This window comes from Falsirhodobacter sp. 20TX0035, assembly GCF_028307215.1.
Lineage (GTDB): Bacteria > Pseudomonadota > Alphaproteobacteria > Rhodobacterales > Rhodobacteraceae > Falsirhodobacter.
The window spans coordinates 103,382-124,618 of record NZ_JAQMHV010000006.1; the positions used below are offsets into that span (position 1 = coordinate 103,382).

Below are 21,237 nucleotides of genomic sequence, written 5' to 3' on the forward strand. Positions count from 1 at the left end.
CCAGACGGAGTTCACATCATGGCCGAGCCGGTCCAAACGCCTCAGGCTTTCCCCACGCGCATCTTCTCGGGCATCCAACCCTCGGGAAGCCTCACGCTGGGCAACTACCTCGGCGCGCTGAAGCGCTTTGCGCAAAAACAGGACGAGGGGATCGAGACGCTCTATTGCGTCGTCGACCTGCACGCGATCACCGTCTGGCAGGACCCCGAAAAGCTGCGCCAGCAGACGCGTGAGGTGGCGGCCGCCTACATCGCCTCGGGCATCGATCCGAAGCGGTCGATCCTGTACAACCAGTCCCAAGTGCGGGCGCATGCCGAGCTTGCGTGGATCTTCAACTGCGTGGCGCGCATCGGCTGGATGTACCGGATGACGCAGTTCAAGGACAAGGCGGGCGCGAACTCTGAAAACTCCTCTCTGGGGCTGCTGGCCTATCCGTCGCTGATGGCGGCCGACATCCTGGCGTTCAAGGCGACCCATGTCCCGGTGGGCGAGGATCAGAAGCAGCATATCGAGCTGACGCGCGACATCGCGGCGAAGTTCAACCACGACTACAAGGTGAACTTTTTCCCCATCACCGAACCGCTGATCGAGGGGCCGGCGACCAAGGTCATGTCCCTGCGCGACGGCACGAAGAAAATGTCGAAATCCGACCCGTCGGACCAAAGCCGCATCAACCTGACCGACGACGCCGACACCATCGCCAAGAAGATCCGCAAGGCGAAGACCGACGCCGAGCCCCTGCCCGACAATGTGGAGGGTCTGGAGGGACGTCCCGACGCCCGCAGCCTCGTGAACATCTACGCGGCGCTGTCGGACCGGACCACGGCCGACGTGCTGACGGAATTCGCGGGCGCGCAGTTCGGCACTTTCAAGCCGGCGCTGGCCGATCTGGCGGTGGAAAAGCTGGGCCCCATTACGGCCGAGATGAACCGCCTGATGCAGGAGCCGGACGAGATCGACGCCATCCTGGGCCGCGGGGCGGAACGGGCGGAGGCGATCTCCTCGCCCATCCTGAATGATGTCTACGACATTGTGGGCATGATCCGCTCGCGGCAGGTCTGAGGATGCGGCTGGCGGCGCGGGCGGGGCTGACGGCCCTGCTGGCGTGCTCGCTGGTCTTCACTCTCTGGTCGGGGATCCGCATCGCGCGGGACCCCGACCTGCGCCCCTTCACCGACCGTGCGGGGGCCGAGATCACTGCCGCGATGGACCGCGCCATGGCGGAGGAGGCGACCCCCGCGCGCATCGCCCAGCGCCTTGCCGCCCTTCTGGCCGAAGACCCGCGCAACTGGATCGCCATCGACGCCGTCCTCGCCGTGGCCGCCGAGCGGAACATCCCCGTCGACACCGCGGCGATTGAGGCGGCGCGGGCGGTGGATGGCGGCCTTTGGACGCAGATGTCTGATTGCGCGGCCTGCGCCTATGACGCGGCGAACTGCCAGTTGTCGGCGATGCTGCTGTGCCAGGCGCCGGTGGCGCTGACCAGCCTGGGCGACATTGCCGGCCTGACGCGGGGCGGGCTGGCTTATCTGTCGGACGAACCGGTGGATGTGCTGGATGTGGGCCTGTCGGCCGTGGGGCTGGGGGCGACGGCGCTGATCCTCGCCTCGGGCGGGACGACGGTGGGGGTGCGGGCGGGCGCGGCGGTGGTGAAGACCGCGCGCCGGATGCGCCTTCTGTCGCCGCCGCTGACCACGCGCCTGACCCGTGCCGTGCGCGAGGGGGTGGACTGGGCCGCCCTGCCCGCCGTGCGCGGCACCGACGACGTGGCCCGCCTTTTGCGCCCCGCCGCACTGGACCCGGTGCTGGACGTGGTCCGCAGCGTGAACCGGATGGAAGGGGCGCTGCCCCCGCTGGAAACCCTTCACCTTCTGCGCCACGTGGACGACGCGGCCGAGGCGCGGCGCATCGCCAACGCCTCCGAAGCGCTGGGCGCCCGCACCGTGGGCCGGATGGAGGTTCTGGGCAAGGCGCGGTTCCTGCGCGCCACGGTCCGGCTGTCCAACGCCGCGCTGGGGCTGGCCGCAGGGTTCTTCGGCCTGATGCTGGCACTGGCCGGGATGATGGCGCAGCTGGGTCAGACGCTGGCCCTGCGCGGATTGCGGCACTGGGCCCGCTGACGTTATCATGAAACTGCCACCGATTCGGCGCATGTTGTCCTTGGCTGCATCCTGTTCTTCGACCCAGCCCGCGCCTTCGGGTTCCCGTCCCCCAGACACTCCCCCGAAGGCGCCCCTTGCCCACCCGGCGCCATGATGGTCTAACCACCCTCCGCGACAAAGGAGAGCATGATGGCATTCGGCACGCAGATCCGCACCTGGTTCGAGGGCAGCTGGCACGAGGGCGACATCCCGGTCATGAAGGCCGCCGATCACGGGCTGTGGCAAGGCTCCAACGTGTTCGACGGCGCGCGCCTGTTCGACGGCGTGACGCCGGATCTGGACCTGCACTGCGCCCGGCTCAACCGCTCTGCCGAAGCGCTGATGATCACGCCGACCGTCGATCCGGCCGAAATGGTGGAGATCGTGCGCGAGGGGCTGAAGGGCTATGACACGGCCGTCTACATCCGCCCGATGTACTGGGCCGTGGACGGGTCGGACCTGGGCGTGTCCCCGGCCGAGGATTCGACGGGCTTCGCCATCAGCCTTGAAGCCGTGCCCCTGCCCCCGGCCGACCGCACCACCACGCTGACGCGCACCCGCTTCCGCCGCCCGGTGCTGGAGGATGCGGTCTGCAACGCCAAGGCGGGCGCGCTTTATCCCAACAACGCGCGCATGCTGGTGGAGGCCAAGCGCAAGGGCTTCGGCAACGCGCTGGTGGCGGACGCGATGGGCAACGTGGCCGAAACCGCCACCGCCAACGTGTTCCTGGTGCGCGACGGCGTCGTCTTCACCCCTATCGCCAACGGCACCTTCCTGTCGGGCATCACCCGCGCGCGCCACATCGCCAACCTGCGCGCCGACGGGGTGGAGGTGCGGGAAACCGTGCTGACCTTCGACGACTTCCATGCGGCGGACGAGGTGTTCCTGTCGGGCAACTTCTCCAAGGTGCAGGCGGTGACGCGGTTCGACCACACCGAATACGCCCACGGCCCCGTCACGAAGCGGGTGCGCGAGTTGTACATGGACTTCGCCCATTCGCGCTGAGGCGCTTGCATTTCAGGACCATGCGGCCAACATCGGTCGGGGAGGACGGATCATGCGGAAATTCCTTGTCGTGCTGGATGACAGCCGCGAATGCCTGAACGCCATGCGCTATGCCGCCTATCGCGCCGCCCATACGGGGGGCGGCGTGGTGATCCTGGCCGTGATCGAGCAGGAGGACATGCAGCATTTCATGGGCGTGGCCGATGTCATGCGGACCGAGGCGCGCGAGCGGATCGAGGCGCATTACGAGGTCTTCGCGAAATGGATGCGCGACCGGCAGGGCGTCCACCCCTCGCTGGAGGTGCGCGAGGGAGACACGGGGCAGGAGATCCTGAAGCTGGTGGAGGAGGACCCCACCATCGGCATCCTCGTACTGGGCGCCAGCGTGGAAAAGGGCGGCCCGGGCCCCCTCGTGACGCAGATGACCCGCAACGCGGGCACCCTGCCCATTCCCGTGACGGTGGTGCCGGGCGATCTGTCCAAGGAGCGGCTGGAAGCGATCACCTGACGGGAACTTCCCGCCGCACCTGCGGTTTCCCCTGCCGAACCCCCCGGAGGAAACCATGTCCGAATCGCACAAGACCCAAGACCACGACACGATCCGCGAATGGGCCGAGTCCCGCGACGGCCACCCTGCCAAGATCGAGACGAAGGGCGAAGGCGGCATCCTGCGCATCGACTTCGGCGAACCCGAGGAGAACCTGACCCCGATCGAGTGGGAGGAGTTCTTCGAGATCTTCGACAACAGCGGCCTGACCTTCCTGTATCAGGACAAGGTGGCCGACGGCGGCACCTCGCGCTTCAACAAGTTCGTCGCCGATTAGAATCGTTCCAAAACTTGACAGGGGCGGCCTTCGGGCGCATATCGGTGCCAACCTTGGAGGCTGCCCATGTTCATCCAGACCGAACCCACCCCGAACCCCACCACCTTGAAGTTCCTGCCGGGCCGGCAGGTGCTGGACCTCGGCACCGCGGACTTCCCGTCCGAAGCGGCGGCGGGCGCCTCCCCCCTGGCGAAGCGCATCTTCGCCGTGGGCGGCGTGGCGGGCGTGTTCTTCGGGCACGACTTCATCACCGTGACCAAGGCCGAAGGCCGCGAATGGGACCATGTGAAGCCCGCCGTGCTGGGCGCCATCATGGAGCATTTTCAGTCGGGCGAACCCGTCATCGCCGGTGAACGCGCGGCCTCCGCCCATGCCGAACACAATGGCGAGGATGGCGACATCGTCGAGCAGATCAAGGAACTGCTGGACACCCGTGTTCGTCCGGCCGTGGCGCAGGATGGCGGCGACATCACCTTCCACGGCTTTGATCGCGGCATCGTCTATCTGCACATGCAGGGCGCCTGCGCGGGCTGCCCGTCCTCGACCCTGACGCTGAAGATGGGGATCGAGAACCTGCTGCGCCACTACATCCCCGAGGTGCTGGAGGTGCGTCCGGTTGCGGCCTGACGCGCTGATCCTTGCCTTCGACACATCGGCCGCGCATTGCGCGGCCGCTTTGCTGCAAGGCGACACGGTTCTGGCGCAGGCCGAGGAGCCGATGGCCAAGGGCCAGGCCGAACGCCTGATCCCCCTGCTGGAAGAGGTGCTGGCCGACGCGGGCAAGCGCTGGTCCGATCTGGACGCGCTGGCCGTGGGCACCGGCCCCGGCAACTTCACGGGCGTGCGCATTGCGGTGGCGGCGGCTCGGGGTCTGGCGCTGGGGCTGGACATTCCCGCCCTTGGCGTCACCACCCTTGAGGCGCGGGCCCACGGCCTGCCCCGCCCCTTCGTGGTGGCCGAGGATGCCCGGCGCGGCGCCTTCTATGTCCAGACCTTCGGCCCCGACACCCCGGCCCGCCTGACCGAAACGGTCCCTGACGGCCCGCAGCATCCCCCGCTGTTTCCGCTGGCCGAGGCGATCGCCCGCGTGGCCGCCACCCGAACGCCGGATGGCCCACCCGCGCCCTTCTACCTGCGCGGCGCGGATGCAGCCCCGCCGTCGGACCCGCCGCCGGTGATTCTGGATGTGGAATGATCTGTCCGCGATCCACGCGGCCTCCTTCACCCACCCCGCGCCCTGGTCGGCACACGACCTGCAATCGGCGGCCGAAAGCCCTGGCGTGTTCCTGCTGCGCGAGGATCAGGGCTTCCTGATCGGCCGCGCCATCGCCGGAGAGGCGGAGCTGCTGACGCTGGCCACCCATCCCGACGCCCGCCGCCGGGGAATCGGGGCGCGGCTGGTCGTGGGCTTCCTTGTCCGCGCCGCCGAAACCGCCGACACGGCCTTTCTGGAAGTGGCCGCCGACAATCCCGGCGCGATCCGCCTTTACACCGCCCACGGCTTTGCCGAAGTGGCCCGCCGCCCCCGCTATTATGGGGGGGTGGACGCGCTTGTGATGCGTTGCCCTCTCTAGTCAGTCGCTTATACTGGGCACAATCAACATGGAGGCCGCCCCGTGACTTTGAAAGCCGTTCTTGGCGCAACCGCGCTTGCGCTGACCGCCACCACAGCCATGGCCGATCCGGCCCTGATCTTTGACCTTGGCGGCAAGTTCGACAAGTCCTTCAACGAGGCGGCCTATACCGGCGCCCAACGCTGGGCCGAGGAAACGGGCGGCAAATACCGCGAGATCGAGATGCAGTCCGAAGCCCAGCGCGAACAGGCGTTGCGGCGGCTGGCGCAATCGGGGTCGAACCCGATCGTCATGACGGGCTTTTCGTTCTCGGACGTGCTGACGCAGGTGGCAGCGGATTACCCGGACACCAAGTTCGTCATCATCGACTCGGTCGTGGAAGCGCCCAACGTCCGTTCGGTCGTCTTCTCCGAGGAGGAAGGGTCGTATCTGGCAGGGCTCATGGCGGGCATGGCGTCGAAGACCGGCACCGTCGGCTTCATCGGCGGCATGGACATCCCGCTGATCCGCAAATTCGGCTGCGGCTATGCGCAGGGTGCGGTGGCGGCGAACCCGCAGGCCAAGGTTCTGGTGAGCTGGACGGGATCGACCCCGGCCGCTTGGAACGATCCGGTGCGCGGCGGCGAACTGGCCCGTGCCCAGATCGGCCAAGGGGCGGACGTGATCTATCACGGGGCGGGCGGCACCGGCATCGGCATTCTTCAGGCCGCCGCGGATGAAGGCATCCTCTCCATCGGCGTCGACAGCAACCAGAACATGCTGCATCCGGGGCAGGTCCTCACCTCCATGGTCAAGAGCGTGGACGTCGCCGTGGAGGACGCGTTCAAGCAGGGCGAGGCCATGGAAGGCGGCACCGTCACGCTGGGGCTTGCCCAACAGGGCGTCGTCGTCGCCATGGACGAAAACAACGCCGCACTGGTCACGCCCGAGATGAAGGCCGCGGTCGAGGATGCGACGCAGAAGATCATCGCCGGTGAGATCGCGGTTCATGACTACATGACCGACGACACCTGCCCGGTCGCCGGCTTCTGATGCTTCAAAGCCCGAACACGGCCCCCGCGATCGAGCTTCGGGGCATCTCGAAGGCCTTCGGACCGGTCCAGGCGAACAAGGACATCTCCATCCGCGTCGCCAAGGGGTCGATCCACGGGATCATCGGGGAAAACGGGGCCGGGAAATCGACGCTGATGTCGATCCTCTACGGCTTCTACCGTGCCGATTCGGGCGAAATTCTGGTGGACGGGCGCGAGACGCCCATCCCCGACAGCCAGTCCGCGATCCGCGCGGGCATCGGCATGGTGTTCCAGCACTTCAAGCTGGTGCAGAACTTCACCGTTCTGGAAAACGTCATCCTCGGGGCCGAGGACGGGGGCCTTCTGCGCCCCTCGCTGTCCAAGGCCCGCAAGGAGCTGGCGCGCCTTTCCCGCGATTACGGGCTGGAGGTGAACCCCGACGCCCGGATCGAGGATCTGTCCGTCGGCTACCAGCAGCGGGTGGAGATCCTGAAGGCCCTGTACCGTCAGGCCGATATCCTGATCCTGGACGAACCCACGGGCGTGCTGACCCCGGCCGAGGCGGACCACCTGTTCCGCATCCTGCGCGGGTTGCGCGACCAAGGCAAGACGGTGATCCTGATCACCCACAAGCTGCGCGAGATCATGGAGATCACCGACACCGTGTCCGTCATGCGGCGCGGAGAGATGGTGGCCACCGTGACCACCCGCGACACTTCCCCCGCCGAGCTGGCGGAGCTGATGGTGGGCCGCAAGGTGCTGCTGCGCGTGGACAAGACCCCCGCCACCCCCGGAGAGGTGGTGCTGGAGGTCGAGGACCTGCGCGTCACCCACAACGGCGTCGAACGCCTGAAGGGCGTGTCCCTGACCCTGCGGCGCGGAGAGATCCTTGGCATCGCGGGCGTGGCCGGCAACGGCCAGTCCGAGTTGATGGAGGTGCTGGCCGGCATCGCCACCGCCACGGGCCAGGTGCGCCTTCTGGGACGCGACCTGAACCTTGCGGGGCACGAGGATGGTCGGGACCGCCGCCGCGCCGGCGTGGGCCACGTCCCCGAGGACCGCCACCATCTTGGCTGCATCATGGACTTCGCCGCGTGGGAGAATGTGGCCTTCGGCTATCACCGCGAGGACGACTACCGCCGCGGCCCCTTCACAGACCAGGCGGCGCTGAAGGCGGACACGGCGGCGAAGATGCAGCGCTTCGACGTGCGCCCGCCCCTGCCGGACCTTGCGATCAAGCATTTCTCCGGCGGCAACCAGCAGAAGATCATCGTGGCCCGAGAGATCGAGCGGAACCCCGACCTTCTGCTTATCGGCCAGCCCACCCGCGGCGTGGACATCGGCGCGATCGAATTCATCCACAAGCAGATCGTGGCCCTGCGCGATCAGGGCAAGGCCATCCTTCTGGTGTCCGTGGAACTGGACGAGGTGATGTCCCTGTCCGACCGCGTGGCCGTCATGTTCGACGGCCGCATCATGGGCACCCGCGACGCCGCCACCACCAACGAACGCGAGCTGGGCCTTCTAATGGCCGGCGTGACGGAGACCGCCTGATGCGACAGATCCCCCGCTGGGCCGATGTGGTGCTGGTGCCGCTGATCTCGCTGGTTCTGGCCGCGATCTGCGCCACGCTCGTGATCCTGGCCATCGGGCAGGACCCGTGGGAGGCGATCACGACCATGGTCACGGGCGCCCTCGGCTCCGCCTATGGCTGGGGTTACACCCTTTATTACACGACCAGCTTCATCTTCACCGGGCTGGCCGTGACGATGGCATTCCACGCCGGACTCTTCAACATTGGCGGCGAGGGGCAGGCCCAGTTGGGCGGCCTTGGCATCGCGCTGGCGCTGTTGTTCATCCCGTGGCCGCACTGGACGGTGGCGCTGCTGGCGGCCATCATCGCCTCGGCCGCGTCTGGGGCGCTTTGGGGGGCAATACCCGGCTGGCTTCAGGCCAAACGCGGCAGCCACATCGTCATCACGACGATCATGTTCAACTACATCGCCTATGCGCTGATCGTGTGGATGCTGGTGGACGTGCTGCGCCCCGCGGGACAGGCCGAACCCGCGACCGCCCGCTTTGGCCTCGGCATCCCGGCGCTGTCGGACATCCCGGGCCTGAACCTCGTCTTCACCGACGCGGTGCCGGCCAACATCTCGCTCTTCCTTGCGCTGATCGCCTGCGTGGGGGTCTGGGCCCTTTTGTGGCGCACCCCGCTGGGGTACGAGATCCGGGCCTTCGGCAAGTCCGAGCCCGCCGCGCGCTATGCCGGCATCCGCCCCGTGCGGACGGTGATGATCGCGATGGCGCTGTCGGGTGCCTTGGCCGGCATGATGTCGATCAACAACGTGATGGGCGAAAGCGGGCGGCTTCTCCAGAACTCCTCCGAAGGGGCGGGGTTCATCGGGATCGCAGTGGCGCTGATGGGCCGCAACCATCCGTTCGGGGTGGTGCTGTCGGCTCTCCTCTTCGGGTTCCTGTATCAGGGCGGGGCGGAGCTTGGGCTCTGGACCTCCATCCCCATCGACCTGCGGGTGGTGGTGCAGGGTCTGGTGATCCTGTTCACCGGCGCGCTGGATCACATGGTGCGGATGATGCTGGGCGTGTTCTTCCGCCCGCGAAAGGTGGCGTGATGGACTACGCAACGCTTCTGCAAATCCTCGATTCCACGGTCCGTCTGGCCGTGCCGCTGCTGCTGGCCTGCCTGGCCGGATTGTGGTCGGAACGCGCGGGCGTCTTCGACATCGGGCTGGAAGGCAAGATGCTGGTGGCGGCCTTCGCATCCGGCGCCGTGGCCTTCCTGACGGGGTCGGCCTGGGCGGGCCTTCTGGCGGGCATCGGCGCGGCGCTGGTCTGGGCCTTGCTGCACGGCCTCGCCTCCATCACCTTCCGGGGCAACCAGCTGATCTCGGGCGTGGCGCTGAACTTCCTCGCCTCGGGGATCACGGTTCTGGTGGCGCAGACCGCGTTCCAGCAGGGCGGGCGCACCCCGTCCCTGTCGGGCGAGGCGCGGTTCAATGAACTGACCCTGCCGCTGGCCGAAACGGCGCGCGGCGTGCCGGTGATCGGGCCGCTTTACGCCGACGTCATCTCGGGCCATCCGATCCTGACCTATCTGGCCGTGCTGGCCGTGCCGCTGACATGGTGGGTGCTGTACCGCACCCGCTTCGGCCTGCGCCTGCGCGCCGTGGGGGAAAACCCGGCGGCGGTGGACACGGCGGGCGTGTCGGTGGCGCGGATGCGATTTTCGGCGGTGCTGATCACGGGCGTGCTGTGCGGCATCGCGGGTGCCTATCTGGCCACCGCCCTGCAGGCGGGCTTCGGGCGCGAGATGACGGCCGGCCGCGGCTACATCGCGCTGGCCGCGCTGATCTTCGCCAAGTGGCGGCCCTGGGGCGCGCTGTGGGCCACGCTGCTGTTCGGTTTCTTCCAGGCCATCGCGCTGCGCCCCGACGTGGTGCCGATCCCCGTCCCCGCGCTGGAGGCGTTGCCCTATGTCCTGACCGTGCTGGTTCTGGCGGGCTTTGTCGGAAAGGCCATCCCGCCCCGGGCCGGTGGCGAACCCTACGTGAAGGAACGCTGACATGACCGCCGACACCATCGCGACCTATATCCGCGCCAAGGCGGGCCACGATCCGGTGCAGGTCGGGCTCGTCCTCGGCTCCGGCCTGGGCCATCTGGCCGAGGAGGTGGAGGGCGTGACCATCCCCTATGCCGATCTGGGCGGCTTTCCCCATGCGGGCGTGTCCGGCCACAACCCCAAGCTGGTGATCGGGGAGCTTGAGGGCGTGCGCGTCGCCGTCTTCGGCGGGCGGGCGCATTACTACGAACACGGCAACCCCGCCGCCATGCGCGTCCCGCTGGAGGTGCTGCGCGCCCTTGGCGCCGACCGCCTGATCCTGACCAACGCCGCAGGCTCCCTGCGCGAGGATCTGCGTCCGGGCGACCTGATGCTGCTGTCGGACCACATCGCCTTCAGCGGGCCGAACCCCCTGATCGGCGAATCCTCGGACGCCCGCTTTGTGCCGATGACCGACGCGCATGACGCGGGCCTGCGGGCGCAACTGAAGGCCGCCGCGCAGGCGGTGGGCGAGCCCTTGGCCGAAGGCGTCTACGGCTGGTTTTCCGGCCCCAGCTTCGAAACCCCGGCCGAGATCCGGATGGCCCGGACGCTGGGCATGGACGCCGTGGGCATGTCCACCGTCCCCGAGGTGATCCTCGCGCGCTTTCTAGGCCTGCGGGTCGCCGCCATCTCCACCATCACCAACATGGGCGCGGGCCTGTCCGACGAACGGCTGAGCCATGAGCACACGAAGGCCATGGCCCCCCTTGGCGCCGCGAAGCTGGAACGCATCCTGAGGGAGACGCTGCGCGGCCTGCGATGAGGCTGGCCCGCCCCCACGCCCCCTCCTCCAGCACGGTGCCGACATGCAGATCTACCTTCCCATCGCGGAACTTTCGGTCAACGCCTTCGTCCTTCTGGGTCTGGGGGGGATCGTCGGCTTCATGTCCGGGATGTTCGGCGTGGGGGGTGGGTTCCTGATCACGCCGCTTCTGTTCTTCATCGGCATTCCGCCCGCCGTGGCCGTGGCGACGGGTGCGAACCAGGTGGTCGCTTCTTCCGTTTCGGGCGTGCTGGCGCAGTTGAAGCGCAAGGCGGTGGATTTCCGGATGGGCTTCGTGCTGCAGGCCGGGGGCCTTGTGGGATCCGCCATCGGCATCTGGCTGTTCGCGCGGCTGTCGGCGCTGGGGCAGATCGACCTGGTGGTCCAGATCTCCTACGTGCTGTTTCTGGGGGTGATCGGGGCGCTGATGTTGCAGGAAAGCGTCCGCGCCCTGCGCCGCGCCCGCAAAGAGAGCGCCCCCGTGCGCCGCGCGCACAGCCACACCTGGGTGCACCGCCTGCCCCTGAAGATGAAGTTCCGCGCTTCGGGCCTCTACATCTCGGTCCTGCCGCCGCTGATGATCGGGGCGGCGGTGGGCCTGTTGTCGGCCATCATGGGGGTGGGCGGCGGCTTCATCATGGTGCCGGCGATGATCTACCTTCTGGGAATGCCCACGAAGGTGGTGGTGGGCACCTCGCTGTTCCAGGTCATTCTGGTGTCGGCCTTCACCACGCTTCTGCACGCGATGACCAGTGGGACGGTAGACATCATGCTGGCGCTGCTGCTGATCATCGGCAGCGTGGTCGGCGCCCAATTCGGCGCGCGGGTGGGGGTGAAGCTGCGGGCCGAACAGCTGCGCATCCTTCTGGCGCTTCTGGTGCTGGCCGTCAGCCTGAAGGTCGGGTCGGACCTGATCTTCCAGCCGAACGAACTCTTCTCCCTCACGCCGGAGGCGGTGGAATGATGCGCGCGCTCCTGATCCTTCTGGCCTTGGCCCTTCCCGCCGCCGCGCAGGAGGAAAGCATCGTGGCGGGCCTGTCGCAAAGTTCGGTCAGCATCACCACGAACTATGTCGGGTCCGAGATCCTGATCTTTGGCGCCGTGAAGCGCGACGCCCCCCGCCCCCAGGGCGCGCTGGACGTGATCGTAGCGGTCGAAGGGCCGCACACACCCGTGGTGGTGCGCCAGAAGGAACGGACGGCCGGCATCTGGATCAACACCGATGCGGTCCGCATCGACAGCGCACCCAGCTTCTATGCCGTGGCCACCACGGGCCCCTTGGACCGCATCCTGAACCAGACCGACGACCTGCGCCACCGGATCACGATCCGGCAGGCCATCCGCTCCGTCGGCATCAGCTCGGAAACCGAGGAGCCGCAGGCCTACATGGACGCGCTGCTGCGCATCCGCGAAGGCAGCGGGCGCTACCGCATCAACGAAGGGTCGATCTGGATGGACCAGCAGACGCTGTTCCGCGCCGATGTGGCCCTGCCCGCCGACCTGACCGAAGGGCAATACCGCGTCCGCATCTTCCTGACCCGGGACGGCCATGTGATCGACATGCTGGAACGCAGCATCGGCGTCCGCAAGGCGGGGCTGGAGCGGTTCCTCTACACCCTGTCGCGCGAACAATCGGCGCTTTACGGTCTCCTGTCGCTGGCCATGGCGGTTCTGGCTGGCTGGGGCGCCTCGGTCATCTTCCAGCGCCTGCGCCGGTAGGGCTTTTGCCGCGAAGGGGCCCGGCGACTTGGCAAGCCTGCGGGCGCAAGTGCTGTCCAAAGCCCTTTGACGCCCGGGATCAGGACAGTGCGCTCGCGATCATTCATATCCGTTGGGGGCCGTTAACGGAGGGGCTCGACGGAGCTTACAACAAGGGGATCCGGACTCTCCTTGTCCCCTTAAGGCCAAGCGCCAAGCGCAATCGGCCCCCAAAAGGATGCGGTCTTCGCACGCGACAGCGTCTCAGATATCAATTTTCGGGCAGTAGGAACCCGCTCACGCGCGGTGAGCGCCGGCGGCCAGATCGGCGATGAAGGCCAGCACCTCGTCCACCGGGCGGCCCTCGCCGATCAGCTTCACGATTGCGGACCCCACCACGCAGCCATCGGCGATGGAGGCGATGCCTTCGGCCGCCTCGGCCGTGGTGATGCCGAAGCCGACGATCACCGGCAGGTCGGTGGAGGCCTTGATCCGCGTCACCTCGGGGGCGACGTCGGACGGCTGCGGCGCCGCCGCCCCCGTGATCCCGTTGATCGACACGTAATAGACAAAGCCCGAGGTGTTCTGCAGCACGCGCGGCAAGCGCGCGGCGTCCGTCGTGGGGGTGGCCAGCCGAATGAAGTTCAGACCCGCCTTCTGGGCCGGAAGGCACAACTCGTCATCCTCCTCGGGCGGCAGGTCGACGACGATCAGCCCGTCGATGCCGGCGGCGACGGCGTCGACCAGGAAGCGGTCCACCCCGCGGGAATAGATCGGGTTGTAGTAGCCCATCAGCACGATGGGGGTGGTGGTGTCGCCTTCGCGGAAGCGGCGGGCAATCTCCAGCGTGCGGTCCAGCGTCTGGCCGCCTTCCAGCGCGCGCTGCCCCGCCTGCTGGATGGTGGACCCGTCCGCCATGGGATCGGTGAAGGGCATGCCCAGCTCGATCACGTCCACGCCCGCGGCGGGCATCCCCCGCATGACCGCCAGCGTCGTCTCCGCATCGGGATCGCCGGCCATCAGATAGGCGACGAAGGCCTTCTTGTTCTGGTCCTTCAGGGCGGCGAACTTCGCATCGATCCGGGTCATGGCACTCTCTCCTGCTGTGCCTTTCTGGTAGGGAAAAGCGGGCGGCGGTGCAATGGCCGTGCTTGCGCGGGGGGCGGATGCAGCCTATTTGGGGCGCGACGCCAGCAAGGGGAATGATGATGGGCTTTCGCATGGGTATCGTGGGCTTGCCGAACGTGGGCAAATCCACCCTCTTCAACGCGCTGACCCGCACGGCGGCGGCGCAGGCGGCCAACTTCCCCTTCTGCACCATCGAGCCGAACGTGGGCGAGGTGGCGGTGCCCGACGCGCGGCTGGACAAGCTGGCCGCGATCGCGGGATCGAAGCAGATCATCCCCACGCGGATGACCTTCGTGGACATCGCGGGCCTCGTGCGCGGCGCGTCGAAGGGCGAAGGGCTGGGCAACCAGTTCCTGGCCAACATCCGCGAATGCGACGCCATCGCCCACGTGCTGCGCTGCTTCGAGGATGGCGACATCACCCATGTGGAAGGCCGTATCGACCCAGTGGCGGACGCCGAGACGATCGAGACCGAGCTGATGCTGGCCGACATGGAATCGATCGAACGTCGTCTGGCCAACCTCGCCCGCAAGCTGAAGGGCGGCGACAAGGACGCGTTGGATCAGGACCGTCTTCTGCGCGCCGCGCAGGCCGCGCTGAACGACGGCAAGCCCGCCCGCACCGTGGCCGTGTCGGCCGATGATGAAAAGCAGTGGCGGATGCTGCAACTGCTGACCTCCAAGCCCATCCTCTATGTCTGCAACGTGGAGGAGTCGGCGGCAGCGGAAGGCAACAGCCAGTCCGCGCGCGTGGCCGCCATGGCCGCGGCGCAGGGCGCGGGCACCGTCGTCATCTCCGCCCGGATCGAGGAGGAGATCAGCCAGCTGGACGCCGAGGAAGCCGAGATGTTCCTAGGCGAGATGGGTCTGGAGGAGGCCGGCCTGGACCGCCTGATCCGCGCAGGATACGAGCTTCTGGGCCTTCAAACCTATTTTACCGTGGGCCCGAAAGAGGCGCGCGCCTGGACGATCCACAAGGGCATGCTGGCTCCGCAGGCCGCCGGCGTGATCCATGGCGATTTCGAGAAGGGCTTCATCCGCGCCGAAACCGTCGCCTATGACGACTACATTGCCGGCAAGGGCGAGGCGGGCGCGAAAGAGGCGGGCAAGTTCCGGGTCGAGGGCAAGACCTACGAGGTGAAGGACGGCGACGTGCTTCACTTCCTGTTCAACGGCTGACCCCTTGCGCCCGGCGCGCGGATCGGGGAAGCACGAAGCATGAACATGCTTCCCTTCACCTTGGGTTCCGCGCGCCTGCAGGCCATGGGCTCCGGCGCGGTGCACTGGCCGGATCAGGATCTGCTGCTGGTGTCGGACCTGCATCTTGGAAAGTCCGAACGCATGGCCCGGCGCGGCGGCGCGCTGCTGCCCCCGTATGAGACATGGGACAGCCTGACACGGCTGGAGGCGGACCTTCGAGCGACCGGGGCCCGGCGCGTGATTTGCCTCGGTGACAGTTTCGACGATGCGGAGGCCGCCCTGGCCGAGGCGGAGCTGGCCTGGCTGGCCCGCCTGATAGACGGTCGGGACTGGACATGGATCGCGGGCAATCACGATCCTGTCCCCATGGCCGTGGGCGGCACGCATCTGGAGGAGCTTCAGATCGGCGCGCTGGCCCTTCGGCATATTGCTAATGGCGAAGGCCACGAACTTTCGGGCCACTACCACCCCAAGGCCCGTCTGGCCGGGGTGACGCGGCCCTGCTTCCTTGTGGACCAGCGCCACGCCATCCTGCCCGCCTATGGCACCTATACCGGCGGGCTCTGGTGCCATGACGCGGTGCTGGCGGATCAGATGGGGGATGGCGCCTGCGTCATCCTGACCGGCCCCCGCCCCATCGCGGTCCCGCTGCACCGGACGGCACGGCGGGCCTGAAGGTCAGGGCGTCAGGCCTTCCGGTTCGGCCAGCCCGTTCGCGCGGCAGCAGGCCGTCACGGTGTTGGCCAGCAAGCAGGCGATGGTCATCGGGCCCACCCCGCCCGGCACCGGGGTGATCGCCCCCGCCACCTGCGACGCGCCAGCGAAGTCCACATCGCCTACCAGACGGTTCTTGCCGTCCCGCTCCACCCGGTTGATGCCGACATCGATCACGGTGGCGCCGGGCTTGATCCAGTCGGCCGGAACCATCTCCGCCCGCCCCACGGCGGCGACGAGGATGTCGGCCCGGCGGCACACCTCGGCCAGATCCTTCGTGCGGCTGTGGGCGATGGTCACGGTGCAGCTGTCGCCCAGCAGAAGCTGCGCCATCGGCTTGCCCACGATGTTCGACCGGCCCAGCACCACCGCATTCAGCCCCGACAGGCTGCCGTGGTGGTCGCGCAGCATCATCAGGCATCCCAGCGGCGTGCAGGGCACCATCGCCTTCTGCCCCGTGCCCAGAAGGCCCACGTTCAGGATGTGGAACCCGTCCACGTCCTTGGCCGGATCCAGCGCGTTGATGACCTTGGCCGCGTCCATATGCGCGGGCAACGGCAGCTGCACCAGGATGCCGTGCACGGCCGGATCGGCGTTCAGCCGGTCGATCAGGGCCAGCAGGTCGGCTTCGGGCGTGTCGAGGTCAAGGCGATGCTCGAAGCTCGCCATGCCGACCTCCAGCGTCATCTTGTGCTTGTTCGTGACATAGACGTTCGAGGCCGGATCCTCGCCCACCAGCACCACGGCCAAGCCCGGCACGATGCCCTGCGCCTTCAGCCGGGCCACGTGTTCCGCCACCTGCCCCCGCACCTTTGCCGCAAATGCCTTGCCGTCGATGATCGTCGCCATGTGGATCCCCTTCTGCTGCCCCCTCTTATCCGCTGGGATGGAAAGGGGTCAATCGCGCCGCAGCATGAAGACGAGGGGCGATAACGGAAAGATCATCGGGCGCCAGCGGGCCCGAAAACAAAAGCCCCAAAACCATTCTCAGGTTTCGGGGCTTCATGTCACACCTCGGTTCAGGCCGAAGGTTCGGGCAGCGGGTCGCCCGGGGGCTTCGGCCGCGTCTTCGGGATCGACGCGATGGAGCCGGTGCCCGTGGGCTTGTCGTTGTCGTCCTCCTCGTCGATCGGCTCTCCGGCGGTGACCTTGCGGATCTGGTTGCCGGTCAGCGTCTCGTATTCCAGAAGGCCCTTGGCCAGCCGCTCGAACTGCTCCGACTGCTCGGTCAGGATGCGATAGGCGGTCTCGTAACCCTCGTCGATCAGGCGCTTCACCTCGGCCTCGATCATGGTCTTCGTCTCGGCCGAGACGGAGAAGCCGCCCGTCTGACCTTGGTAGCCCTGATGCGCCTCGGCATAGTCGATGTTGCCGACCGCGTCGGACATCCCCCAGCGCATCACCATGGCGCGCGCCAGCGCGGACGCCTGCTGGATGTCGCCCGCCGGGCCGGAGGACACGCCTTCCTCGCCATACTTGATGATCTCGGCGGCCTTGCCGGCCATGGTCATCGCGATCTTCTGCTTGCCTTCGTCCTTGTGCATGTTCAGCCGGTCCATCTCGGGCAGGCTGACGACCATGCCCAAGGCACCGCCACGCGGGATGATCGTGGCCTTGTAGACGGGATCGCATTTCGGCATCGCCATGCCCACAATGGCGTGGCCGGCCTCGTGATAGGCGGTCTTTTCCTTCACGTCGGGGGTCAGGACCATCGACCGGCGCTCCGCGCCCATCATGACCTTGTCCTTGGCGTTCTCGAAATCGTCCATCGTCACGAAACGTCGGCCGACGCGGGCGGCCATCAGCGCCGCCTCGTTGACAAGGTTCATCAGGTCCGCGCCCGAGAAGCCGGGCGTGCCGCGCGCGATCAGGCGCAGGTCCACGTTCGGACCCAGCGGCACCTTGCGGGCGTGGACGTTCAGGATCTTCTCGCGCCCCTTGATGTCGGGGTTCGGCACGTGGATCTGGCGGTCGAAGCGGCCCGGACGCAGCAGCGCGGGGTCCAGCACGTCCTTCCGGTTAGTGGCGGCGACGATGATCACGCCCTCGTTCGCCTCGAAACCGTCCATCTCCACCAGCAACTGGTTAAGGGTCTGTTCACGCTCGTCATTGCCGCCGCCGATGCCCACGCCACGGGCGCGGCCCACGGCGTCGATCTCGTCGATGAAGACGATGCAGGGCGCGTTCTTCTTGGCCTGCTCGAACATGTCGCGAACACGGGACGCGCCGACACCCACGAACATCTCCACGAAGTCGGAACCGGAGATGGTGAAGAACGGAACCCCCGCCTCACCCGCGATCGCCCGCGCCAGAAGCGTCTTACCCGTACCGGGAGGGCCGACCAGCAGCGCCCCCTTCGGGATCTTGCCGCCAAGGCGCGAGAATTTCTGCGGGTTGCGCAGGAATTCCACAATCTCTTCCAGCTCTTCCTTTGCCTCGTCGATGCCTGCGACATCGTCGAAGGTGACGCGCCCATGCTTTTCGGTCAGCAGCTTGGCGCGGGACTTGCCAAAGCCCATGGCCCCGCCCTTCCCGCCGCCCTGCATGCGGTTCATGAAGAAGATCCAGATCCCGATCAGCACAATGAACGGCAGCCAAAGCGAGATGAGCGACAGGAAGCCCGACTGCTCCTGCGGTTCGGCCCGCACCTCGACCTGCTTGTCGATCAGGCGGTCGGTGACATTCTCACCCGCCGGCTTGATCGCCACATATTGATTGCCGTCATTGCCGCGGAACAGGATGCGTTCCCCATCCAGAGTGACCGAGGTCACCTGGCTGTTGTCCACCCGCTCGATGAAGTCCGAGAAGGAGATGGTGCGCGACGCGTTGGTCGAGCTTCCGCCGCTGAACAGGTTGAACAGTGCCAGCACAAGCAGGAACAGGACCACCCAGAAGGCAATATTTCGCGCGTTCCCCAAAAGTCGTCTCCCCTGACACGTCAAACCCGCAAGGACGCGGGGCACTTCGGCCACAAGATAGTCATTCGCGCGGGGGGTTCAATCCGATAAGCGGCGGTTCCCGGCGGGCGGTCCAGCTTCCAAGGCCTGCAAGCGGGGCGGCAACCAGGGTTTCGCCCCGCCACACCGCCGGGGAGGCGAGGAGGCTGCGGCGCGGCAGGCCACTGTTGCGCCATGTGGGGCATCGGGCCACCGCCTCCCCCAACGCGGCGATGTGCAGGTCAGGATGCGCGGGGCCGTCCAGCCGCCAACCGTCCCACGGGTCCGTCGCCGGGGTGCAGAAGCCGCGCACCGCCGCCCATTCGCGGTAGATCCGCCACGCTCCGTTCTGCGCCACCATGCCGCAGCCCTGCACGGCGGCGGGGCGGCCATTCGTCAAGGCGTCCATCGCACGTGCGACCGAAACGGCGCGGGGCGCGTAAGGCTGCCGCCCGACCCACGCCACGGCGCGCAGCAGCAGGCGACGGCGCATCTCTGGGTCCAGCCCCTCCGGGTTCAGAAGAACATCGCCACGGTCCTGTTGCAGGTGATGGCGGGCGGCGGTGTCGGTGGCGGCGTCCAGCGCCGCCCGAGCCTTTGCCAGATGCTGCGCCACTTCGGCCAGACGGTCCCGAGTCAGGCCAAGCGGCAAATCGCCCAGCGCCTGACGCGCGCGAGCGCGTTCATAGGTGGTGTCGGTGTTGGTGGGATCCTCGGCCCACCTTACCCTCCGGGCGCGCAGAAGGTCGCGCAACTCCTCCCGCCCCACGGACAGAAGGGGGCGGCGCCAGTGAAGGCCATGCTCCTCCCACGCCGGGGACATGGCGGAAAGACCGTCCAGCCCGGCGCCGCGCGCCAGCCGCATCAGAAAGGTTTCGGCCACATCGTCGCGCGTGTGGCCAAGGGCGATGGTGCCGATGCCTTGGTCCCGGGCCCAGCCGGCCATCAGGCGACGGCGGGCGCGACGGGCGGCGTCGGGCAGATTGCCCCGCCCGTCCCACTGCCAGCGCAGCACCTGATGGGGCACCTGCAGACGGGCGCACAGGTCGGCCACCTGCCGCGCTTCCTCTGCCGCTTCCGGCCGCAGGCCGTGATCGACGGTGACGGCGCGGCAGGGGATCCCCGCCTCGGCCGCCAGCAGCAGAAGCGCCACGGAATCGCCGCCCCCGGAAACGGCAAGGCCCAGGACCGGCGGCACCGGTCCCAGGCCTGTCAGAAACCGCGCCTGCGGCATCAGTTGCAGCCAAGCCCCGTGGCAGAGGTCTGCGCCTCGGTCGCGGCGTTGCTGCCGGCGAAGCGGTTGCCCACCTCGGCCAACGTGACGCAGGCCTGCTGCGTCTGGCCCAGATCGCCCAGACGCTGGCCCACGCGCAGCAAGGCGTCCGCCGCCCGCGGCCCTTCCGGATCGCCCGAAAACGCGTCGAGATAGGAACGCGCCGCGTCCTGCGTGCGGTTCAGCTGGCTCAGCGCTTCGCCGCGCAGATACAGCGCCTCATAGGTCAGGGGGCCGCCCGTGTAGGTCTGGGCAAAGGCCTCAAGCTGGTCAGCGGCGGCTTGAAAGTCACCCTGACCGAGCACCCCCTTGGCCCGGTCAAAGTCCGCCTGTTCCTGCACGGCAAGCTGCGATGTGGTGCCCGCGGCGGCGGCCGGGGCGGAAGGGGCCGGGGCGGAAGGGGCCGTGTCGGCCTCGCCGCCCAGCGTGGCCTGCGGAGGGATCGCACCGACATCGCCGCCTTCCAGTTCCGTGACCCGGAACTGCAGGTCGCCCAGCTGGTTCGTGCCCTGCTGGACGACGCGGTTCAGCCGAAGCTCCACCTCCTCGGTCCGGCCGGTGAGGCGCTGGATCGACGCCTCGATCGTGTCGAGCCGTTGAAGCGCGGAGCCGCCCGCGGCTCCGCTGTTGATCGCGCCGGTGCTGACCAGTTCGCGCTTCAGGCTGTTGAACTGCGCTTCAAGCTGGCTCAGTTCCGCTTGGATGTCGGCCAGCGACTGCGCCCGATCCTGCGCGAACGCAGAGACGGGCAGCAGCGCCAGCGTCAGGATCAGGGCGAAGCGCATTTACGCCCCCGCGCCCGCTTGCAGCACCGTCACCGCGCGGCGGTTCTGGGCGTAGCACGACTCTTCCGAGCAGGTCGCCGCCGGGCGTTCCTTGCCGTAAGACACGGTGCGGATGCGGCTGGGCGCCACCCCCTGCGAGATCAGGAAGTCCTGCGCCGACGACGCGCGACGGGCGCCAAGCGCGAGGTTGTATTCGCGCGTGCCCTTTTCGTCGGCATGACCTTCGACGATGATGGCATAGCCCGGATGGCTGTTCAGCCACTGCGCCTGACCGGCCAGAACCTGGCGGCCTTCGTCGTTCAGCGTAGCCTGGTCGTAGTTGAACAGGATGCGGTCGCCGACGCGCTGGCTGAAATAGGCCTGGCTGTTGGGATCGTTCGGATCGCCCAGACCCGACGTGCCGACGCTGCCGACGCCACCCTGCCCGTAGGCGCCGTTGGCACCATAGGCGCCATCCGCACCGGCGCCCGCGCCGCCGGCGCCGAAGCGGTTGGGGTTGTTGCAGGCGGCCACGCCCAGCACGGCGACCAGCATCAGCGCCTTGGGAAGAAAGCTCATCGAC

The 21,237-nt window shown here is 67.8% G+C and carries 23 protein-coding genes; 17 read left to right on the forward strand and 6 right to left on the reverse strand.

The genetic code is table 11. The features are described from left to right. Positions 1–18 precede the first annotated feature (18 nt). From trpS to PIJ50_RS09425, 15 genes are all read left to right on the forward strand, one after another. The gene (gene trpS, locus PIJ50_RS09355) at positions 19–1,062 is read left to right on the forward strand and encodes a tryptophan--tRNA ligase (RefSeq protein ID WP_271974678.1); all 1,044 of its coding nucleotides are present in this window, start codon (positions 19–21) and stop codon (positions 1,060–1,062) included. Between the two features lie 2 nt (positions 1,063–1,064). Continuing rightward, positions 1,065–2,120: a hypothetical protein gene (locus PIJ50_RS09360; RefSeq protein ID WP_271974679.1), complete on the forward strand. Its 1,056-nt coding sequence runs from the start codon at positions 1,065–1,067 to the stop codon at positions 2,118–2,120. A gap of 171 nt (positions 2,121–2,291) precedes the next feature. Next, positions 2,292–3,146 (forward strand): branched-chain amino acid aminotransferase, encoded by an 855-nt coding sequence (locus PIJ50_RS09365; protein ID WP_271974681.1) that lies wholly within the window; start codon positions 2,292–2,294, stop codon positions 3,144–3,146. A gap of 52 nt (positions 3,147–3,198) precedes the next feature. Continuing rightward, positions 3,199–3,654, forward strand: a complete 456-nt coding sequence (locus tag PIJ50_RS09370; RefSeq protein WP_271974683.1) for a universal stress protein — start codon at positions 3,199–3,201, stop codon at positions 3,652–3,654. 55 nt (positions 3,655–3,709) lie between these two features. Next, positions 3,710–3,970 carry a hypothetical protein gene (locus tag PIJ50_RS09375; RefSeq protein WP_271974685.1) on the forward strand — a complete coding sequence of 87 codons (261 nt, stop codon included), beginning with the start codon at positions 3,710–3,712 and terminating at the stop codon, positions 3,968–3,970. A 66-nt stretch (positions 3,971–4,036) separates the two neighbouring features. Next, positions 4,037–4,597 (forward strand): NifU family protein, encoded by a 561-nt coding sequence (locus PIJ50_RS09380; RefSeq protein WP_271974686.1) that lies wholly within the window; start codon positions 4,037–4,039, stop codon positions 4,595–4,597. Further along, positions 4,587–5,165, forward strand: a complete 579-nt coding sequence (gene tsaB / locus PIJ50_RS09385) for a tRNA (adenosine(37)-N6)-threonylcarbamoyltransferase complex dimerization subunit type 1 TsaB (RefSeq protein WP_271974687.1) — start codon at positions 4,587–4,589, stop codon at positions 5,163–5,165. Before PIJ50_RS09380 ends, tsaB begins: the two co-directional genes overlap by 11 nt. Continuing rightward, positions 5,155–5,544, forward strand: a complete 390-nt coding sequence (locus PIJ50_RS09390; protein WP_271974689.1) for a GNAT family N-acetyltransferase — start codon at positions 5,155–5,157, stop codon at positions 5,542–5,544. The genes tsaB and PIJ50_RS09390 overlap by 11 nt, the downstream gene beginning before the upstream one ends. Before the next feature lie 42 nt (positions 5,545–5,586). Beyond that, positions 5,587–6,576, forward strand: coding sequence for a BMP family lipoprotein (locus tag PIJ50_RS09395; protein WP_442900723.1), 990 nt, complete (start codon positions 5,587–5,589; stop codon positions 6,574–6,576). Then, positions 6,576–8,111: an ABC transporter ATP-binding protein gene (locus PIJ50_RS09400; protein ID WP_271974691.1), complete on the forward strand. Its 1,536-nt coding sequence runs from the start codon at positions 6,576–6,578 to the stop codon at positions 8,109–8,111. The genes PIJ50_RS09395 and PIJ50_RS09400 overlap by 1 nt, the downstream gene beginning before the upstream one ends. Next, positions 8,111–9,190 carry an ABC transporter permease gene (locus PIJ50_RS09405; RefSeq protein WP_271974693.1) on the forward strand — a complete coding sequence of 360 codons (1,080 nt, stop codon included), beginning with the start codon at positions 8,111–8,113 and terminating at the stop codon, positions 9,188–9,190. Before PIJ50_RS09400 ends, PIJ50_RS09405 begins: the two co-directional genes overlap by 1 nt. Then, positions 9,190–10,140 carry an ABC transporter permease gene (locus tag PIJ50_RS09410; RefSeq protein WP_271974695.1) on the forward strand — a complete coding sequence of 317 codons (951 nt, stop codon included), beginning with the start codon at positions 9,190–9,192 and terminating at the stop codon, positions 10,138–10,140. The genes PIJ50_RS09405 and PIJ50_RS09410 overlap by 1 nt, the downstream gene beginning before the upstream one ends. A gap of 1 nt (position 10,141) precedes the next feature. Further along, entirely contained in the window at positions 10,142–10,942 is an 801-nt protein-coding gene (locus tag PIJ50_RS09415) for a purine-nucleoside phosphorylase (protein WP_271974697.1), read from the forward strand. Between the two features lie 43 nt (positions 10,943–10,985). After that, positions 10,986–11,906 (forward strand): sulfite exporter TauE/SafE family protein, encoded by a 921-nt coding sequence (locus tag PIJ50_RS09420; RefSeq protein WP_271974699.1) that lies wholly within the window; start codon positions 10,986–10,988, stop codon positions 11,904–11,906. Further along, positions 11,903–12,661 carry a TIGR02186 family protein gene (locus PIJ50_RS09425; protein WP_271974701.1) on the forward strand — a complete coding sequence of 253 codons (759 nt, stop codon included), beginning with the start codon at positions 11,903–11,905 and terminating at the stop codon, positions 12,659–12,661. Before PIJ50_RS09420 ends, PIJ50_RS09425 begins: the two co-directional genes overlap by 4 nt. A 276-nt stretch (positions 12,662–12,937) precedes the next feature. On the opposite strand, the gene trpA is transcribed toward PIJ50_RS09425, so the two are convergent. Then, positions 12,938–13,729 (reverse strand): tryptophan synthase subunit alpha, encoded by a 792-nt coding sequence (gene trpA / locus PIJ50_RS09430; protein ID WP_271974702.1) that lies wholly within the window; start codon positions 13,727–13,729, stop codon positions 12,938–12,940. 119 nt (positions 13,730–13,848) lie between these two features. On the opposite strand from trpA, the gene ychF reads away from it, so the two are divergent. Together ychF and pdeM are read left to right on the forward strand one after the other, a co-directional pair. After that, on the forward strand, positions 13,849–14,946 hold the full coding sequence (gene ychF / locus PIJ50_RS09435) for a redox-regulated ATPase YchF (protein WP_271974703.1): 1,098 nt from the start codon (positions 13,849–13,851) through the stop codon (positions 14,944–14,946). Positions 14,947–14,985: 39 nt separating this feature from the next. After that, positions 14,986–15,642 carry a ligase-associated DNA damage response endonuclease PdeM gene (gene pdeM, locus PIJ50_RS09440; RefSeq protein ID WP_271974705.1) on the forward strand — a complete coding sequence of 219 codons (657 nt, stop codon included), beginning with the start codon at positions 14,986–14,988 and terminating at the stop codon, positions 15,640–15,642. 3 nt (positions 15,643–15,645) lie between these two features. On the opposite strand, the gene folD is transcribed toward pdeM, so the two are convergent. The 5 genes from folD to pal form a co-directional block, all read right to left on the reverse strand. Further along, positions 15,646–16,530: a bifunctional methylenetetrahydrofolate dehydrogenase/methenyltetrahydrofolate cyclohydrolase FolD gene (gene folD / locus PIJ50_RS09445; protein ID WP_271974707.1), complete on the reverse strand. Its 885-nt coding sequence runs from the start codon at positions 16,528–16,530 to the stop codon at positions 15,646–15,648. A gap of 170 nt (positions 16,531–16,700) precedes the next feature. Beyond that, positions 16,701–18,599, reverse strand: coding sequence for an ATP-dependent zinc metalloprotease FtsH (gene ftsH / locus PIJ50_RS09450; protein WP_271974709.1), 1,899 nt, complete (start codon positions 18,597–18,599; stop codon positions 16,701–16,703). A gap of 61 nt (positions 18,600–18,660) precedes the next feature. Then, the gene (gene tilS, locus PIJ50_RS09455) at positions 18,661–19,815 is read right to left on the reverse strand and encodes a tRNA lysidine(34) synthetase TilS (protein WP_271974710.1); all 1,155 of its coding nucleotides are present in this window, start codon (positions 19,813–19,815) and stop codon (positions 18,661–18,663) included. Between the two features lie 35 nt (positions 19,816–19,850). After that, entirely contained in the window at positions 19,851–20,675 is an 825-nt protein-coding gene (gene ybgF / locus PIJ50_RS09460) for a tol-pal system protein YbgF (RefSeq protein WP_271974712.1), read from the reverse strand. Next, positions 20,676–21,233, reverse strand: coding sequence for a peptidoglycan-associated lipoprotein Pal (pal, locus tag PIJ50_RS09465; protein WP_271974714.1), 558 nt, complete (start codon positions 21,231–21,233; stop codon positions 20,676–20,678). Between the last annotated feature and the right edge of the window lie 4 nt (positions 21,234–21,237).

Bases quoted from the DNA above. Each gene is read 5' to 3' on its own strand.
- trpS (WP_271974678.1), top strand. From the start codon at position 19: ATGGCCGAGCCGGTCCAAACGCCTCAGGCTTTCCCCACGCGCATCTTC.
- PIJ50_RS09360 (WP_271974679.1), top strand. From the start codon at position 1,065: ATGCGGCTGGCGGCGCGGGCGGGGCTGACGGCCCTGCTGGCGTGCTCG.
- PIJ50_RS09365 (WP_271974681.1), top strand. From the start codon at position 2,292: ATGGCATTCGGCACGCAGATCCGCACCTGGTTCGAGGGCAGCTGGCAC.
- PIJ50_RS09370 (WP_271974683.1), top strand. From the start codon at position 3,199: ATGCGGAAATTCCTTGTCGTGCTGGATGACAGCCGCGAATGCCTGAAC.
- PIJ50_RS09375 (WP_271974685.1), top strand. From the start codon at position 3,710: ATGTCCGAATCGCACAAGACCCAAGACCACGACACGATCCGCGAATGG.
- PIJ50_RS09380 (WP_271974686.1), top strand. From the start codon at position 4,037: ATGTTCATCCAGACCGAACCCACCCCGAACCCCACCACCTTGAAGTTC.
- PIJ50_RS09390 (WP_271974689.1), top strand. From the start codon at position 5,155: ATGTGGAATGATCTGTCCGCGATCCACGCGGCCTCCTTCACCCACCCC.
- PIJ50_RS09400 (WP_271974691.1), top strand. From the start codon at position 6,576: ATGCTTCAAAGCCCGAACACGGCCCCCGCGATCGAGCTTCGGGGCATC.
- PIJ50_RS09405 (WP_271974693.1), top strand. From the start codon at position 8,111: ATGCGACAGATCCCCCGCTGGGCCGATGTGGTGCTGGTGCCGCTGATC.
- PIJ50_RS09410 (WP_271974695.1), top strand. From the start codon at position 9,190: ATGGACTACGCAACGCTTCTGCAAATCCTCGATTCCACGGTCCGTCTG.
- PIJ50_RS09415 (WP_271974697.1), top strand. From the start codon at position 10,142: ATGACCGCCGACACCATCGCGACCTATATCCGCGCCAAGGCGGGCCAC.
- PIJ50_RS09420 (WP_271974699.1), top strand. From the start codon at position 10,986: ATGCAGATCTACCTTCCCATCGCGGAACTTTCGGTCAACGCCTTCGTC.
- PIJ50_RS09425 (WP_271974701.1), top strand. From the start codon at position 11,903: ATGATGCGCGCGCTCCTGATCCTTCTGGCCTTGGCCCTTCCCGCCGCC.
- trpA (WP_271974702.1), bottom strand. From the start codon at position 13,729: ATGACCCGGATCGATGCGAAGTTCGCCGCCCTGAAGGACCAGAACAAG.
- ychF (WP_271974703.1), top strand. From the start codon at position 13,849: ATGGGCTTTCGCATGGGTATCGTGGGCTTGCCGAACGTGGGCAAATCC.
- pdeM (WP_271974705.1), top strand. From the start codon at position 14,986: ATGAACATGCTTCCCTTCACCTTGGGTTCCGCGCGCCTGCAGGCCATG.
- folD (WP_271974707.1), bottom strand. From the start codon at position 16,530: ATGGCGACGATCATCGACGGCAAGGCATTTGCGGCAAAGGTGCGGGGG.
- ybgF (WP_271974712.1), bottom strand. From the start codon at position 20,675: ATGCGCTTCGCCCTGATCCTGACGCTGGCGCTGCTGCCCGTCTCTGCG.
- pal (WP_271974714.1), bottom strand. From the start codon at position 21,233: ATGAGCTTTCTTCCCAAGGCGCTGATGCTGGTCGCCGTGCTGGGCGTG.